We start from the raw sequence: 14,381 nt of genomic DNA, 5'->3' as shown, positions 1-14,381 counted from the left end.
GGGGAGCTTCGCCCCCGGTCCCGGCTGCCGGGGCTCCGCGCCGGCAGCCGGGACCACGGAAAGCCGGCGCGCAGTCATCGGCCCGCACTCCCCTGGCTCGCATGCCACAGCTTGCGCCCCGTGGGCGCGCCTTCGCCCGGCGGGCGGAGGTCGGCCCACGGGTGCATCTCGTAGCCGGTGGGCATCTCGATGCGCCGCTCGGATCCGCGCCCGGCGGCCCGGGCCTCGTCCGTGGCGTCCGCGGGGGCGGCGAGGAGCTCGGCCACCGCCCCCAGGCCCCCTTCCTTCCGCACGCGCAGCAGCGCGGAGAGGTCCCACGCCGCCGCCCCCACCACGCTCAGGCTGCGCGGTCCCCGCCGCTGCACCACGCCGCGGACGAGCAGCAGCCAGGAGTGGAAGACGGTGTGGGCGCACGTCGCGTGGCTGTCGTCGAAGAAGGCGCAGTCGACGAGGCCGGTGCCGTCGTCGAGGGTGGTGAAGATGACGCGTCGGCCGGAGCGTACCGGTGGGGTCTGGGTGGCGGCCTTGGCCCCGGCGACCAGCACGGTTTCGCCGTGGCGGGCGTCGCGCAGCCGTCGGGCCGGGGTGACGCCGAGCTCGGTGAGGAACTGCCGGTGGTCGGTCATCAGGTGGCGCGAGGTGTCCATGCCGAGGATGTCGAGTTCGGCGCCGAGGCGTTCGCGGGCGTCGAGGTCGGGCAGGCCGATGGGTTCGGCCCGGGCGCTGTCGACGAGGGTGGGCTGGGCCGCGCCGGCGCCCGCGTGCCGTCCGCCGTGGTGGAGTTCGGCGATGTGCAGCAGCAGGTCGCGCCGGTTGGTGCCGAAGGCGTCGAGCGCGCCGACGCGGGCGAGGCGTTCGGCGACGGGGCGGGCGGGCCGGGCCCGTTGCCACAGGTCGGGCAGGGAGGTGTAGGGGCGGCCGGCCGCGATGCGTTCGGCCTCGGCCTTGGCGATGCCCTGGACCTCGGACAGGGCGAGCCGGAGCCCCCACTTCCCATCGGACATCAGTTCGATCGAATAGGCCGTGCCCGAGCGGTTCACGTCCAGCGGCAGGATCGGCACTCCGTGCCGCCGCGCGTCGGCGAGCAGCAGCCGCTTGGGGTACATGCCGGGGTCGTGGGTGAGCAGTCCGGCGTAGAAGGCCGCGGGGTGGTGGGCCTTGAGCCAGGCGGACTGGTAGGTGGGCACGGCGAAGGCCACGGCGTGGGCCTTGCAGAAGCCGTACGCCCCGAACGCCTCGACGATCTCCCAGGTGCGCCGGACGACCTCGTCGGTGTAGCCGCGCTCCTTGGCCCTGGCCTCGAACCAGGCCCGTACCCGGCCCTGCAGACGGGGGTCGGACAGGGCGCGGCGGCTCTCGTCGGCGAAGCCGCGGTCGCAGCCGGTCATGATGCGCAGGATCTCGATGATCTGCTCGTGGAAGACGACCACGCCGTGGGTCTCGCCGAGGGTCTCGGCGAGGTCGGGGTGCGGGTAGCGGGCGGGGGCGCGGCCGTGCCGGGCGGCGATGAAGGGGCGGACCATGTCGGCCGCGACGGGGCCGGGCCGGAAGAGGGAGATGTCGACCACGAGGTCGTGGAAGCTCTCGGGCTGGAGCCGGCCGATCAGGTCCCGCTGGCCGGGCGATTCGATCTGGAAGCAGCCGAGTGTCTCGGCGGAGCGGATGAGCCGGTAGGTCCGCGGGTCGCCCGGCGGCACCTGCGCGGGGTCGTCGAGGTCGATGCGGCGGCCGGTGGCGCGGTGGATCTCGGCGACGGCGTGGGCCATGGCGGACTGCATCCGCACGCCCAGGACGTCGAGCTTGAGCAGTCCGAGGTCCTCGACGTCGTCCTTGTCGAACTGCGACATCGCAAATCCCTCGCCGCTGGTCGGCACGACGGGGGTGCGGGCCCGCAGCGAGGCGTCGGAGAGCAGAACGCCGCAGGGGTGCATGGCGATGCCGCGGGGCAGCCCGTCGAGGGCCTCGACGAGTTCCCACAGCCGCCCGTGGTCCTCGGCGGCGACGGCGCGCAGTTCGGGCAGTTCGGCCAGGGCGGCGCGGGCGTCGCGGGCGCGGATGTGGGGGAAGGCCTTGGCGAGCCGGTCGACCTCGGCCGGCGCCATGCCGAGGGCCGCACCGACGTCGCGGATCGCGTGCCGGATGCGGTAGGTCTCGGGCATGGAGACGGTGGCGACGCGGTCCTCGCCGAAGCGTTCGAAGATCGCGCGGTAGACCTCCAGGCGGCGGGCGGACTCGACGTCGATGTCGATGTCGGGCAGCGCGGCCCGCCGGGTGGACAGGAAGCGCTCCATCAGCAGGTGGTGGGCGACGGGGTCGGCGTGGGCGATGCCGAGCAGGTGGTTGACGAGGGAGCCGGCGCCGGAGCCGCGCGCGGTGACGCGGATGCCGAGGGCGCGGGTGTCGTCGACGACCCGGGCGACGGTCAGGAAGTACGAGGGGAAGCCGCGCTGCTCGATGATGGCGAGCTCCTCCTCCAGCCGGTCCCAGTAGCGGCGGTCGCGGTCATGGCCGCGGCGGACCATGGCGGCGGCGCAGCGGGAGCGCAGCACGCGGGCGGCGGTGCGGCGGTCGGCGCCGACGAGGTGGGGCTCGGGGAAGTGGACGGAGCCCAGGCCCAGGTCGTCCTCGGGGTCGACCAGGCAGGCGGCGGCGCTCTCCTCGGTGGCGGCGAGCAGCCGGTGGGCGCCGGTGCGGCCCTGGCCGGCGGCCTCGGCGATGCGGACGGCCACGTCGGCCATGCGGGCGCCGTCCTTGAGCCAGCGTTCGCCGCCGTCGTGGTGCTCGGGCCGGCGGGGGTCGACGGGCACCAGGAGGCGGGCGGAGTCCAGGACGTCGGCGACGGGTCCCTGGCCGGGGTCGGCGTAGCGGACGGCGTTGGTCAGGACGGCGCGGACCCCCTGGTCGGCGGCGAAGCCGACGGTGCGGGCGGCGAGCCGCAGGGAGCCGGGGCCGGTGCCGGTGCGACCGTGCCAGACGGCCTCCAGCCGCAGGGCGTCACCGAACATTTCCCGCCAGGGTGCGAGCAGCCGGGCGGCGCGGTCGGGGCGGCCGGCGGCCAGGGCGCGGCCGACCTCGGAGCCGGGGCCGAGCAGCACGGTCAGCGGGGTGCGCAGGCCGGCGGCGGCGCCGGCCAGGTCGGTGCGGGTCAGCGCGGGGCGTTCGGCGGCGCCGGCGTGGGCGGCGGAGACCAGGCCGCACAGGGCGGCCCAGCCGCGGGCGCCGTCGCGGGCGAGGAAGACGGCGCGGGGGGCGGACTCGTCGACGAAGGCCCCGCCGCGTGCGGGGGTGCGGCGGCGCGTTCCGGCCGGTCCGGGCTCGGGCAGCGGGTCGGGTACGGCGAGGTCCACGCCGAACAGCGGGCGCACCCCGGCCCGGGCCGCGGCCCGGGCGAAGCGCACGGCGCCGGCCAGGGAGTCGCGGTCGGTCAGGGCGAGCGCGTCCAGGCCGCGCTCGGCGGCGCGCTCGGCCAGCCGCTCGGGGTGGGTGGCGCCGTAGCGCATCGAGAAGCCCGAGGCGGTGTGCAGGTGTGTGAACGCGGGGACCGCCACAGCCGTCGCACCTCCTGCCGCTCGCGCTCACTCCATGGCCGAATCCTTTCGCCCTCCCTGTCACCACCATAAACCACTTCTCGAACGTTCGTACGAATCCCGTGTGCGGCCTGCCTTCGACCGCCTCCGGCCACCCGAACGGCCCGCCCGGCCTGCGCACGGCCGCCCGCGATCGCAGGCTGGGCGGCGGGAGCGACGGCAGCGAGCAAGGAGCGGCGCATGGTCCACGACCCCGGCGGCACCCCCCGGTTCCTCGGGGAGGTCCGCAGCGCGGTCACGGGCCGGGCGGCCGCCCTGGTGATCGGCACCCTGGTGCTGCAGCTGGCGTTCATCGCCTCCTACGTCGGCGCCTTCCACCGGCCGAAGCCGGCGGACGTCTCCCTCGGCGTGGTCGCGCCCGCCCCGGTGGCGGCACAGGTGGTGCAGCAGCTGGGGGCGCTGCCCGGACACCCGCTGGAGCCCACCGCGGTGCCCGACGAGGCGACGGCGCGCCGCCGGATCGGCGAGCGGGAGCTGGACGCCGCGCTGGTCGTCGAACCGCGCGGCACCACCGACACCCTCCTGGTCGCCGGCGGGGCCGGGGCCTCGCTCGCCCAGGCCACCGAGGCGGTGCTCACCCGGGTCGAGCAGGCCCAGCAGCGCGCGCTGAAGGTGGTCGACGTGGCCCCGGCGGCGGCCGGCGACGCCCGGGGGCTGACCTCGTTCTACCTGGCGGTGGGCTGGTGCGTGGGCGGCTACCTGTGCGCCGCGATCCTCGCCATCAGCGCCGGGGCGCGGCCCGCCAACACCCACCGCGCACTGATCCGGCTCGGCGTCCTCGCCCTCTACGCCCTCGTGGCGGGGCTGCTGGGCGCGGTGATCGCCGGGCCGGTGCTGGACGCGCTGCCCGGCAGCCTGCCGGGGCTGTGGGGGCTGGGCGCCCTGACGGTCTTCGCGGTCGGTGCGCTCACCCTCGCCCTGCAGGGACTGGCGGGGGTGGTGGGCATCGGGCTGGCGATCGCGCTGGTGGTGGTGCTGGGCAATCCCAGCGCGGGCGGCGCCTACCCCTACCCCCTGCTGCCGCCGTTCTGGCGGGCCATCGGCCCGGCGCTGCCCCCGGGCGCCGGCACCTGGTCGGCGCGCTCCGTCGCGTACTTCCACGGCAACGGGCTGACCTGCCCGCTGCTGGTGCTGTCCGGATGGGCGGTGGCGGGCACGCTGGTCGCCCTGGGCCTCGCCGTGCGGCGCTCGCGCGGAACGACAGACCGAACGGTCGGTTAGAGCGGTCTTCGGTCATTGCTGGGGCACGCCACGACCACCCCGGCCGTCGCACGGGCAACCGGGCGCGCCCTTTTCGGCCGGAGCGCGCGAGGTCGCCGCGGGCCGACGCGCAGAGCTTTGGATCCAATGGTCAACGCCGCCAGAAGTCATGTTTTCTCAGGTTCATTTGATAATCCGTCAGAGATTTCAAGGAATCCTTGCAGGTCAACACGCCTGAAACATTGCTTCCCCCGCTTCCCTCCCAAGCCGGGCGCGAGCGCACCCCCAGCACTCGCGCGACGCCCCGGGGAGATCGTCCGGCCACAGGAGCGGGCAGGAATCCAGCCATGCCACTCCACTACACAGGGTCCTCGGACCACGACTGAAAGTGTTCGATGAGAGTGCGTTCATGCACGAGTTGAGCAAGACTGCCGTCCGTTATCTGCAGCCACGAGCAAGGGAGTGTTCGGAATGCGGTACATCACTGGGGGACTCGCGCTGGGAGCCGCGGTGGCGCTGGGCGGCCTGATGGCAGCCGGAACGTCGGCGAGCGCCGCCCCCACGCCCATACCCGCGGCACAGACGCAGAGTCTGTACGCGCCCTCAGCGCTCGTACTGACCATCGGCCAGGGCGACTCCTCGGTCGCCTCGGGCGTACAGCGTGCAGTGACGCTCACCTGTACGCCCAAGCCCAGCGGCACTCACCCGAACACCCAGGGCGCCTGTGCGCAACTGCGCCAGGCCGGCGGTGACTTCACCAAGATCACCCAGGTCAAGGAGGGTACGTTCTGCACCCGTGAGTGGAACCCGAGCGTGGTCACCGCCCAGGGCGTGTGGGAGGGCCGCCGGGTGAACTTCGAGCACACCTTCGCCAACCCGTGCGAGCTGAAGGCGGGCAAGGGCCTGGTCTTCGAGTTCTGACCGGCCCGGCGTGGGCGCGGCCCCCGGACACCGTGGAGGTGTGTCCGGGGGCCGCTGTTCGTGGGGGCCGGTCCGCCGTCAGCCCGTACCCGTCTCCAGGGACGCCCCGTAGGCCAGCAGCGCCTGGGGCACCGGCTGATAGTACGTCTCCCCGCCCTGCGTACAGTTGCCGCTGCCGCCGGAGGTCAGGCCGATCGCCTTGTCGCCGTCGAAGAGCGGGCCGCCGCTGTCGCCGGGCTCCGCGCAGACGTCGGTACGGATCAGCCCGTCGACGCGGCCCTCCTGGTAGTTGACGGTGACGTCGAGACCGGTGACCTTGCCGGTGTGCACGCCGGTGGTCGACCCGCTGCGGGAGACCGGCTCGTCGACGTGCGCCGCGGCGGCCTGCCGGATCGCCTGCGTACGGCCGCCCGAGAGCATCACCGCACCGGGATGCGCGACACCGGCGGTGTACTCGGCGAGGGAGTGGTCGTGCCCGGGGAACGTGGCGGCGACGGTCTTCGCGATCTGCGCCCCGCCGCGGACCGCCGCCCAGACGTTCGCGGCCTTGCCGCAGTGGCCCGCGGTCAGCAGGTACGGCCGGCCGTCCTTGACCACATTGAACCCGGCGGAGCAGCGGGCCGAGCCGCCCCAGATCGCCTCGCCCCCGGCGAGGTAACGGGTGAGCCGGGTGGGGATCGAGCGCACCGTGACCGCCTCGCCGAGACCGGAGGCGACCTCCTTCAACCGGGCCAGCTTCGCCCCTTTGACAGTGCTGTCGGCGGTCACGACGACGCGGTGCGTTCTCGGGTCGGTCATCCACGCGGTGCCGGGAATGGCCGCCCGCGCGTCCAGCGTGCGCCGGGCCTCCTCCAACCGCGCCTGCCACGGCTGTGCCCCCACGGCGGGGTGCGGGGCGAGGGTGAGGGCGGCCAGCACGGCGGCCGCCGCTCCCGCCAGGACGGCCCGCACGGGCAACCGACGGATCTTCAACTCGGCACCTCCAGTGGGGGGTGGGACCCGTCGGTCGGGATCGGCCGGGCCCGGAGGACGAACGACACAGCCGCACCCCCGTTGGAGGTCGCGTCCATGCCAAGTTGGTCCGTCGAGTGTCCCGACCGGGCAAGGGAGTGCACAAGGGCGACTTCCGGTCGCGCGCATGCCCATGCGCGCGCCGTGGGCGTACGCCTGGCGTCCTCACGACGCCGGACGGGCTGCAGGGCAGCCCGTCCGGCGTGGTGAGGACCGACGTCCTCTCAGGCGTGTCCGATATTCGCCTCGGTCTCCTCGGATTGCGGGCGCCCCGCCTCCACATGCCCGAACTCCAGCGGCACCGGCTCCACCGGCACCGGCCCCCGCACCGGCGGCGCCGCGGGCTCCGTCTCCGGCCGCTGCGCGGCCTCCGGCGCCGCACGGCCCGCCCGCTCCAGGAAGCGCAGCAGCTCCACCGGGAAGGGCAGCACCAGCGTGGAGTTCTTCTCCGCCGCGACGGCCACGATCGTCTGCAGCAGCCGCAGCTGCAGCGCGGACGGCTGGGCGGACATCGTCGCCGCGGCCTCCGCGAGCTTCTTCGACGCCAGCAGCTCCGCGTCCGCGTTGATCACGCGGGCCCGCCGCTCGCGCTCGGCCTCCGCCTGCCGCGACATGGAGCGTTTCATGGTCTCGGGCAGGGAGACGTCCTTGATCTCGACCCGGTCGATGTGGACGCCCCAGCCGACGGCGGGGCTGTCGAGCATCAGCTCCAGGCCCTGGTTGAGCTTCTCGCGGTTGGAGAGCAGGTCGTCCAGGTCGCTCTTGCCGATGATCGAGCGCAGCGAGGTCTGGGCCATCTGGGAGACCGCGAAGCGGTAGTCCTCGACCTGGATGACGGCCTCGGCGGGGTCGACGACCTTGAAGTAGACGACCGCATCCACCCGGACGGTGACGTTGTCACGGGTGATGCCCTCCTGGGCGGGCACGGGCATCGTGACGATCTGCATGTTCACTTTGCGCAGGCGGTCGACGAACGGAACGATCAGAGTGAGGCCGGGTTGCCGGATCTGCGAGCGCAGCCGCCCGAGCCGCAGCACGACGCCGCGCTCGTACTGCTTGACCACCCGCGCCGAGGCCAGCAGGGACACCAGCCCGGCCGATCCCGCCGCCACCAACGCCACCACGAGGTCTTCGAGCATCTCGACCCCCTGCGTACATGCGTACAAGGTCCGCTGTTACGTCCACGGTATGCCCGTGCCGGGGCACGGTCGAGCCCCCGGCGCGGATGCCGGGGGCTCGGCCTGCTGCTGGCCGCAGGCGGGCGTGGGGAAGGGCGGAATGCACGCTCGCGGTCAGGTCGGAAGGGTTGGAAGGGTGGGAAGGGGTCGGAAGGGTCAGAAGATGCTCACCCCGTAGGCGCTGAGCGCCTTGGTGACCGGCTGGAAGAAGGTCGTGCCGCCCGAGGTGCAGTTTCCGCTGCCCCCGGAGGTCAGGCCGAGGGCGGTGGAGCCGGCGAAGAGCGCGCCGCCGCTGTCGCCCGGTTCGGCGCACACATTGGTCTGGATCAGGCCGCGCACGATCTGGCCGTTGCCGTAGTTCACGGTGGCGTTGAGTCCGGTGACCTTGCCGCCGTGCACCTTGGTGGTGGAGCCGCTGCGCTGGACGCTCTGGCCGACGCTCGCGTTGCCGGCGGCGGTGATGCGCTGGGTGCGCCCGTTGTAGAGGTCGACCTCGCTGGGATGCGGCAGCGAGCCGTTGGTGTACTGCACGATGCCGTAGTCGTTGCCGGGGAAGCTGGTGCCGGTGGTGGGGCCGATGCTGGTGGTGTGGCCGGCGTTGGCGTAGTAGGCGGGCTTGCCCTGGGTGCAGTGGCCGGCGGTCAGGAAGTAGTAGGTGCTGCCCTTGCGCACGTTGAAGCCCAGGGAGCAGCGCCAGGTGGGGGCGTAGATCGCGTCGCCGCCCGCGAGGAGTGGGCGGAAGGTGCCGGGGGTGCGCTCGATGCGTATGGCGCCGGCTGCCCGGCCCGCCTGATGTCTGATCCGTTCCAGTCCGGCGGCGGGGACGGTGGCGTCGGCGGTGACGACGAGGGTGCGGCCGGTGTCGTCCACGTACCAGGCGGTGCCGGGAACGTCGGCGGTCTCGACGGCCGAGGCCGCGGCGGTGAGCGCCGCCGCGCTCGTGGTGGCGGCGGGCTCGGCCCGGGCCTGGGTGGAGACGAGTGCGGAGGCGGCCAGGAGGCCGGCTGCGACGGCGGTGACCCGGGCGCGCCGGGCGGTGGTGCTGCGGGGGGTGGTGCGCCTGATCCTCACGTATGTCCTCCCGAGTGGGGTCGGGGGTCCGCGGTGGGCGGGCCCGTGAGGCGCGGCCGAAGGGCACGGCACATTCCGTTTTTCGCCGTGCCCCTGACAAGCGCTGTTCGGGAGTATTCGGTCGCTGCACCGCGCGGCGCAAGGGCTCCTTTCGGACGCGCCCCCGCGCACACCGAAGCGCCCCGGCCGCCTCTCCCGCCGCCGGGGTCCGCGGGACGCCGCCCCCGTCCACGGCGGGGGCGGCCCCGTCCGGCGGTTCGACGCATCAGCGTGCGAGCGGGTTCCGCTCCCCCGCCTCGACGGCGAACGGCAGCCGGTTGCCGGGCGGCGGGAGGGGGCAGATGAAGTGGTCGGCGAAGGCGCACGGCGGCAGCAGGGCGCGGTTGAGGTCGACGGTCAGCGCGCCGTCGGCGTCCGGGACGCCCGGCCGCAGAAAGCGGAAACGGTAGCCGGACACCCCGCTGGTGCCGTCGGCGAAGACGCCCCACAGCGCGCCGTCGGCCTCCGCCGCCATCCGCAGCGTGAACTCCCGGCCGTCCAGGACGCCGACGGGGCCGACGACCAGTTCGCCGGCCAGGGCCAGGCCCCGCGCGCGCCCGTCGGCGTTCTCCACGGTGATCCGCTGGTCGCGCTCGTACGGGCGGAAGCGCCCCGGCAGCACCCAGCGCTCGTCGTAGGGGAAGACGTCGATGCCGGCGAACGCCCGGCGGCGGGCGGAGTCCGGGTCGAAGACGCGTACCGCCCACACCCCCTCGCGGTGCATGACCAGCAGTTTCCGCGCGCCGGAGGCGACCCGGGCGGCTTCCGGGGAGGGGTCCGCGGCCAGCACGGTCTCGCCGGTGAACGGCTTGCCGTCCACCACCAGACCGTCCTCGCTGCGGGCGCGCAGCAGCACCCCGTCCCCCTCGGGCGCCTCGGTCCAGTGCCCGGGAATGGCCGGAATCCGCCCGTCCGGAAGTTCCGGGAGCCAGTGCGTCCCGGTGAGGGCCGGCGGCCCGTACGGCGCCGCGACCGTCCCGGTGCGCTGCTCGCACCACTCCCGCCACTGCCGGTGCGCCTCGCTCGTGCTCATGACGGTCAACCCTTCCACACCGGCACCTCCAGCCCGAGGTGGTCCCGCAGTGTCGAGCCCGTGTACTCCTCGCGGAAGACGCCACGCTCCTGCAGCAGCGGCACCACGCGGTCGACGAACTCGTCGAGCCCGCCCGGGACGAGCTGAGGGACGAGGATGAACCCGTCGGCGGCGTCGGCCGCCACGAACTCCGCCATCGCATGCGCCACCTGCTGCGGCGTGCCGATGAACGACTGACGGCCCGTCGCCTCGATGACGGTCTGCCGGGCGGACAGGCCCTTCGCCTCCGCCAGCGCACGCCACTTGGCGACGACGGCGAAGGGGTCGCCCAGGGCCACCCGGCCCTGGAAGAGCCGGCCCTGCGGATCGGGGTCGCACGTCGGCAGCGGCCCGTCGGGGTCGAGGTCCGACAGGTCGCGGCCCCAGACCTGTTCCAGCGTCAGCAGCGCGGTCTGCGGGGAGACCTGCTGCTCGCGCAGGGCGTGCGCCCGCTCCTGGGCCTCGGCCGCGGTGTCGCCGAGCACGAAGGTCACCCCCGGCATGATCTTCAGCTGCTCCGGCCGCCGGCCGTACGCGGCCAGGCGCCGTTTGACGTCGGCGTAGAAGGCGCGGCCGGCCTCCATGGTGCCGTACCGGGTGAAGACGACATCCGCGGCCGAGGCGGCGAACTCCCGGCCCTCCCCCGAGTCGCCGGCCTGGATCACCACGGGATGCCCCTGCGGCGAACGAGGCACGTCGAACTCGCCGGAGACCGTGAAGTGCCGCCCCCGGTGGGCGAAGGGGCGGCCCCCGCCGCCGGGCGCCCGGGAGTCCCACAGCCCACGGGCCAGGGCGAGGAACTCGGCGGCGCGGGTATAGCGCTCGGCGTGGTCGAGGTAGCCGCCGCGCCGGAAGTTCTCGCCGGTGAAGGCGTCGGAGGTCGTCACCACGTTCCAGGCCGCCCGGCCGGCGCTGAGGTGATCCAGCGACGCCAGGCGGCGGGCGAGTTCGTAGGGCTCGTTGAAGGTGGCGCTGACCGTCGCGGCCAGCCCCAGGCGCTCGGTCACGGCGGCCAGCGCACCGAGCACCGTGACCGACTCGGGCCGGCCGACCACGTCCAGGTCGTGCACGGCGCCCTTGTGCTCGCGCAGCCGCAGCCCCTCGGCGAGGAAGAAGAAGTCGAACCGGCCCCGCTCCGCCACGCGCGCCATGTGCGCGAAGGAGGAGAAGTCGATCTGACTGCCCCTGCCCGACCGGGGATCCTGCCAGACGGTGGTGTTGTTCACGCCCGGGAAGTGGGCGGCCAGATGCAGGTGCCGGCTCATGCGGACTCCCCCGTGCGGGCGTAACGGTTGGCGGGACGGGCCAGGCACAGGTGCTCGCGCAACGTGGCACCCGGATAGAACACCCGCAGCAGACCCCGGTGCTGCAGGACCGGCACCGTCGCGTCCACCAGCAGCGCCAGGTCGCGGTCGGGCCGCTCGGGCCTCAAGTGGAAGCCGTCGGCCACGCCGTCCGCGTACCAGGAGCCGAGCAACGAGGCCAGCGCCACGGCATCGGCGGACGTGTGCAGCGCCACCGGCAGCGAGGCGAGGACGACGAGGCGCCCGGCCGGCGCCCCCGCATCCCGCCCGTGGGCGCCGGCCCGGCGCCGTAAGTCCTGCGCGGCGGCCCGCACCCGGTCGGCGCCCCGCGTGCGGGGCAGGCGTATGCACGCCACGTCGGCGCGCCGGACCGCGGCCTCCCGGGCCTGCGGGGCGGTCGCGTCGACCACGACCACGGGATGGCCCTGCGGTGGCCGCGGCACGATCGCCGGGCCGCGCACGCGGAAGCCGGGTCCCTCGAAGTCGACGTGATGCAGCTTGTCGCGGTCGACGAAGCGACCGGTGGCCGCGTCGCGGATCTCCGCGTCGTCCTCCCAGCTGTCCCACAGCCGGGCGGCGACGTCGACGACCGCGTCCGCCTCCCGCCACGCCTCGGCGGGCGACGGCGCGGACCGGCGCCCGAAGACACGCGCCTCGGCCTCGGAGGAGGAGACCCCCACCTGCCACCCGGCCCGGCCCCGGCTGACCCAGTCGAGGGTGGCCACGGCGGACGACACGTGGAACGGCTCGGTGTGGGTGGTGGTGACGGTGGGCACCAGCCCGATCCGCTCGGTGACGGGCGCGACGCGCGCCAGCACGGCGAGCGCGTCGAGCCGGCCGCGACCGCGGCCGGGGACCGCGAAGGAGTCGTCGAGGGTGACGAAGTCGAACCGGCCCCGCTCGGCGAGCCGGGCGGCACGCACGTACGACTCCGCCGTGGTGGGAGAGGTGACGTTGTCGAGCGCGACGGCGAGGTGCAGGGGACGGGTGGGGTGCGGCATGGGAGCTCCTCGGTGGGTACGGGGGGTGGGCACAACCAGGTGCACGTGTCAGCCCGCCGGGGCCCGGGGCGGAGCCCCGGGGCGGGGGTGCGAGGGGGCGGCAGCCCCCTCGGAAACGGTGAAAGGGCGGGGGCGGGGAACAACTCCCCCACCCAGCACCGCAAGCACCGCCCTCGCCGTCGCATCGTTCTGGCGGAACGCCACCGCGTTCGTCCCCGGCCGGGCGAACGCCGCCCCCGTGCCGCCCGCGTCCGTGAAGGGCCCCAGCGCGTAGAGCCCCGCCCGCACCCGCCCGTCGGCGGGGTCGACGGCGAGCAGTCCGCGCCCGGTGGCCTTCGCCGCCAGGCTCCGCAGCAGCGGGTCCCGGGACCGTTCCACGGTCGGCTCCGGCACGCGCGCCTCGACCAGGGCCCGCGCCCGCACCACGTGCCCGGGCACGCTCGCGGCGTGCGCGCGGAAGACGCCGCTTCCCCGGTCCGTCGTGAAGACGGCGTCCGCGCCCAGGAAGTGGACGATTCCGGCGCGCGAGAGTGCCACGAGTTGCCGCAGCCGCGGCGCGGGCGGCCCGGAGGCGAGGTAGCTGAAGAAGCCGTGCCACGCGGGCCCGCCGGCGCTGCCGAGCTGTCCGTAGAGGGACAGCAGGGCGAGGAAGACGGCGAAGTCGGCGCTGTGCCGCGGGTCGTCGCGGCGGGCGATGTCGGCCTCGATGTGGGTGCGCACCGCCTCCTGCAGGGCGGCGGTGCCGGGGAAGGTGCGCGGCCCGAGCGGCCGGTCGAGCGCGGCGAGGTCGAAGCGGTCGGCGGGGTCGGGCACGGACGCCGCCACCAGGGCGTCGAGTTCCGCGCTGCCGGGCGGGCTCGCGGCGTACGTCTCGGCGAAGTCGCTCCAGGTGGTGCGGGTGCGTTCGGGGTGGGCGGTGAACAGGCGGTGGTAGTGGGCGTGTCCCAGGTCCTTGGCGACGAGCGGCAGCAGGTCGCGGTGGAGGCCGGGGTCCCGGGGCAGCCGGCGCAGTTGCTCGGCCTGGGCGGGGCCGAGGAAGCGGGGCGGCGTGAGCGGTCCGCCGTCCCAGGGGTAGCCGATCTTCGCCCGGTAGGGCACGCCGCGCCGCGACCCGGCGTACAGCACGGGTTCGCGGCCGGAGGGGCGGTACGCGAGGCGGCCGGGGCCGTCGGGGGTGAAGCGGCCCCCGCGGCCCTCGGTGAGCAGGACCATCAGGTCGGTGAAGGCGAGGCCGAGGCCGCGTACGAGGACGGGTTCGCCGGGGCGCAGTGCGCGCAGGTCGCTGTCGGCGGTGAACTGCGGGGGCAGGTAGGTCAGGTCGTGGGCGGCGGCGAAGCGGGCAAGGGCCTGCTGGGCGGGGTCGGGTGCGGCGTCGAGGTGGCCGAGGCACAGGACGACGGCGTCGGCGAGCAGGGGTGCGGCGGCGCCGTCCAGCCACAGGCGCTGCCGGCCGTCGGGCGCCCGGTCGAGGCGGACGGCGCGGCGGCGGTGCCGGTGGACGGTGATGCCGGGCGGCAGGGCGGCGACGGCGCGCTCGTACACCCAGGACAGGTAGGCGTTCTGCAGGCGGCGGCCGGCGAAGTCGCGGGGGCGCAGCGCCCGGGCCTCGGCGGCCGTGCCCGGATCGAGGCGGATCGTTTCCGCACCCGGTCCGCCGTCCCGCACGAGCGCCGCCCACTCGGCGAGCGAGGGGCCGGGCCGCACCGGTCCGGCGCAGGCGACGCTCTCGTCGGTGTACATGGTGACGTCCTCGGCATGGGAGTTCATCCACAGCAACGGGGACTGCTCGCGCCGCCAGATGCGCCCGCCGCCGGGCGGGTACGGGTCGATCAGGTGCAGCTCGAGCGGCGAACCACGCAGGAGGCCGGGCGCGTTGGCGGCGAGGCGTTCGAGGAGGCCGGTGCCGCGGGGGCCCATGCCGACGAGGGCGAGGCGGGGGGTTGCGGCCGGGCGTAAGGGGTGCGCGGGCATGCGAAGGCTCCGTGGGTGCGGGACCG

The 14,381-nt window shown here is 74.8% G+C and carries 10 protein-coding genes; 2 read left to right on the top strand and 8 right to left on the bottom strand.

Annotated elements, in window-relative coordinates; genetic code table 11:
• Positions 1 to 74: 74 nt before the first annotated feature.
• Entirely contained in the window at positions 75 to 3,500 is a 3,426-nt protein-coding gene (locus AC27L3_RS05325; RefSeq protein WP_487233167.1) for a DNA polymerase III subunit alpha, read from the bottom strand.
• 267 nt (positions 3,501 to 3,767) lie between these two features.
• On the opposite strand from AC27L3_RS05325, the gene AC27L3_RS05320 reads away from it, so the two are divergent.
• Both AC27L3_RS05320 and AC27L3_RS05315 read left to right on the top strand, forming a co-directional pair.
• Complete coding sequence (locus tag AC27L3_RS05320) at positions 3,768 to 4,808, top strand: YhgE/Pip domain-containing protein (protein ID WP_487232859.1); 1,041 nt, start codon at positions 3,768 to 3,770, stop codon at positions 4,806 to 4,808.
• A gap of 450 nt (positions 4,809 to 5,258) precedes the next feature.
• Positions 5,259 to 5,708, top strand: a complete 450-nt coding sequence (locus tag AC27L3_RS05315; protein WP_487232858.1) for a subtilase-type protease inhibitor — start codon at positions 5,259 to 5,261, stop codon at positions 5,706 to 5,708.
• A 78-nt stretch (positions 5,709 to 5,786) separates the two neighbouring features.
• On the opposite strand, the gene AC27L3_RS05310 is transcribed toward AC27L3_RS05315, so the two are convergent.
• The 7 genes from AC27L3_RS05310 to AC27L3_RS05280 all read right to left on the bottom strand — a co-directional run bounded on the left by AC27L3_RS05310 (position 5,787) and on the right by AC27L3_RS05280 (position 14,355).
• A complete protein-coding gene (locus tag AC27L3_RS05310) occupies positions 5,787 to 6,680 on the bottom strand; it encodes a S1 family peptidase (protein ID WP_487232857.1) in 894 nt (297 codons plus the stop codon).
• A 263-nt stretch (positions 6,681 to 6,943) separates the two neighbouring features.
• Complete coding sequence (locus AC27L3_RS05305) at positions 6,944 to 7,858, bottom strand: slipin family protein (RefSeq protein WP_487232856.1); 915 nt, start codon at positions 7,856 to 7,858, stop codon at positions 6,944 to 6,946.
• Positions 7,859 to 8,053: 195 nt separating this feature from the next.
• Positions 8,054 to 8,968, bottom strand: a complete 915-nt coding sequence (locus AC27L3_RS05300) for a S1 family peptidase (protein WP_487232855.1) — start codon at positions 8,966 to 8,968, stop codon at positions 8,054 to 8,056.
• Positions 8,969 to 9,233: 265 nt separating this feature from the next.
• Entirely contained in the window at positions 9,234 to 10,040 is an 807-nt protein-coding gene (locus AC27L3_RS05295) for a DUF1684 domain-containing protein (RefSeq protein WP_487232854.1), read from the bottom strand.
• A 5-nt stretch (positions 10,041 to 10,045) separates the two neighbouring features.
• Positions 10,046 to 11,344 (bottom strand): LLM class flavin-dependent oxidoreductase, encoded by a 1,299-nt coding sequence (locus AC27L3_RS05290; RefSeq protein WP_487232853.1) that lies wholly within the window; start codon positions 11,342 to 11,344, stop codon positions 10,046 to 10,048.
• Entirely contained in the window at positions 11,341 to 12,384 is a 1,044-nt protein-coding gene (locus AC27L3_RS05285) for an LLM class flavin-dependent oxidoreductase (RefSeq protein WP_487232852.1), read from the bottom strand. Before AC27L3_RS05285 ends, AC27L3_RS05290 begins: the two co-directional genes overlap by 4 nt.
• A 48-nt stretch (positions 12,385 to 12,432) precedes the next feature.
• The gene (locus AC27L3_RS05280) at positions 12,433 to 14,355 is read right to left on the bottom strand and encodes an FAD/NAD(P)-binding protein (protein WP_487232851.1); all 1,923 of its coding nucleotides are present in this window, start codon (positions 14,353 to 14,355) and stop codon (positions 12,433 to 12,435) included.
• Positions 14,356 to 14,381 lie beyond the last annotated feature (26 nt).

It is taken from the genome of Streptomyces sp. PKA51 (genome assembly GCF_057552455.1).
This window is presented reverse-complemented; position numbering and strand designations above follow the sequence as displayed.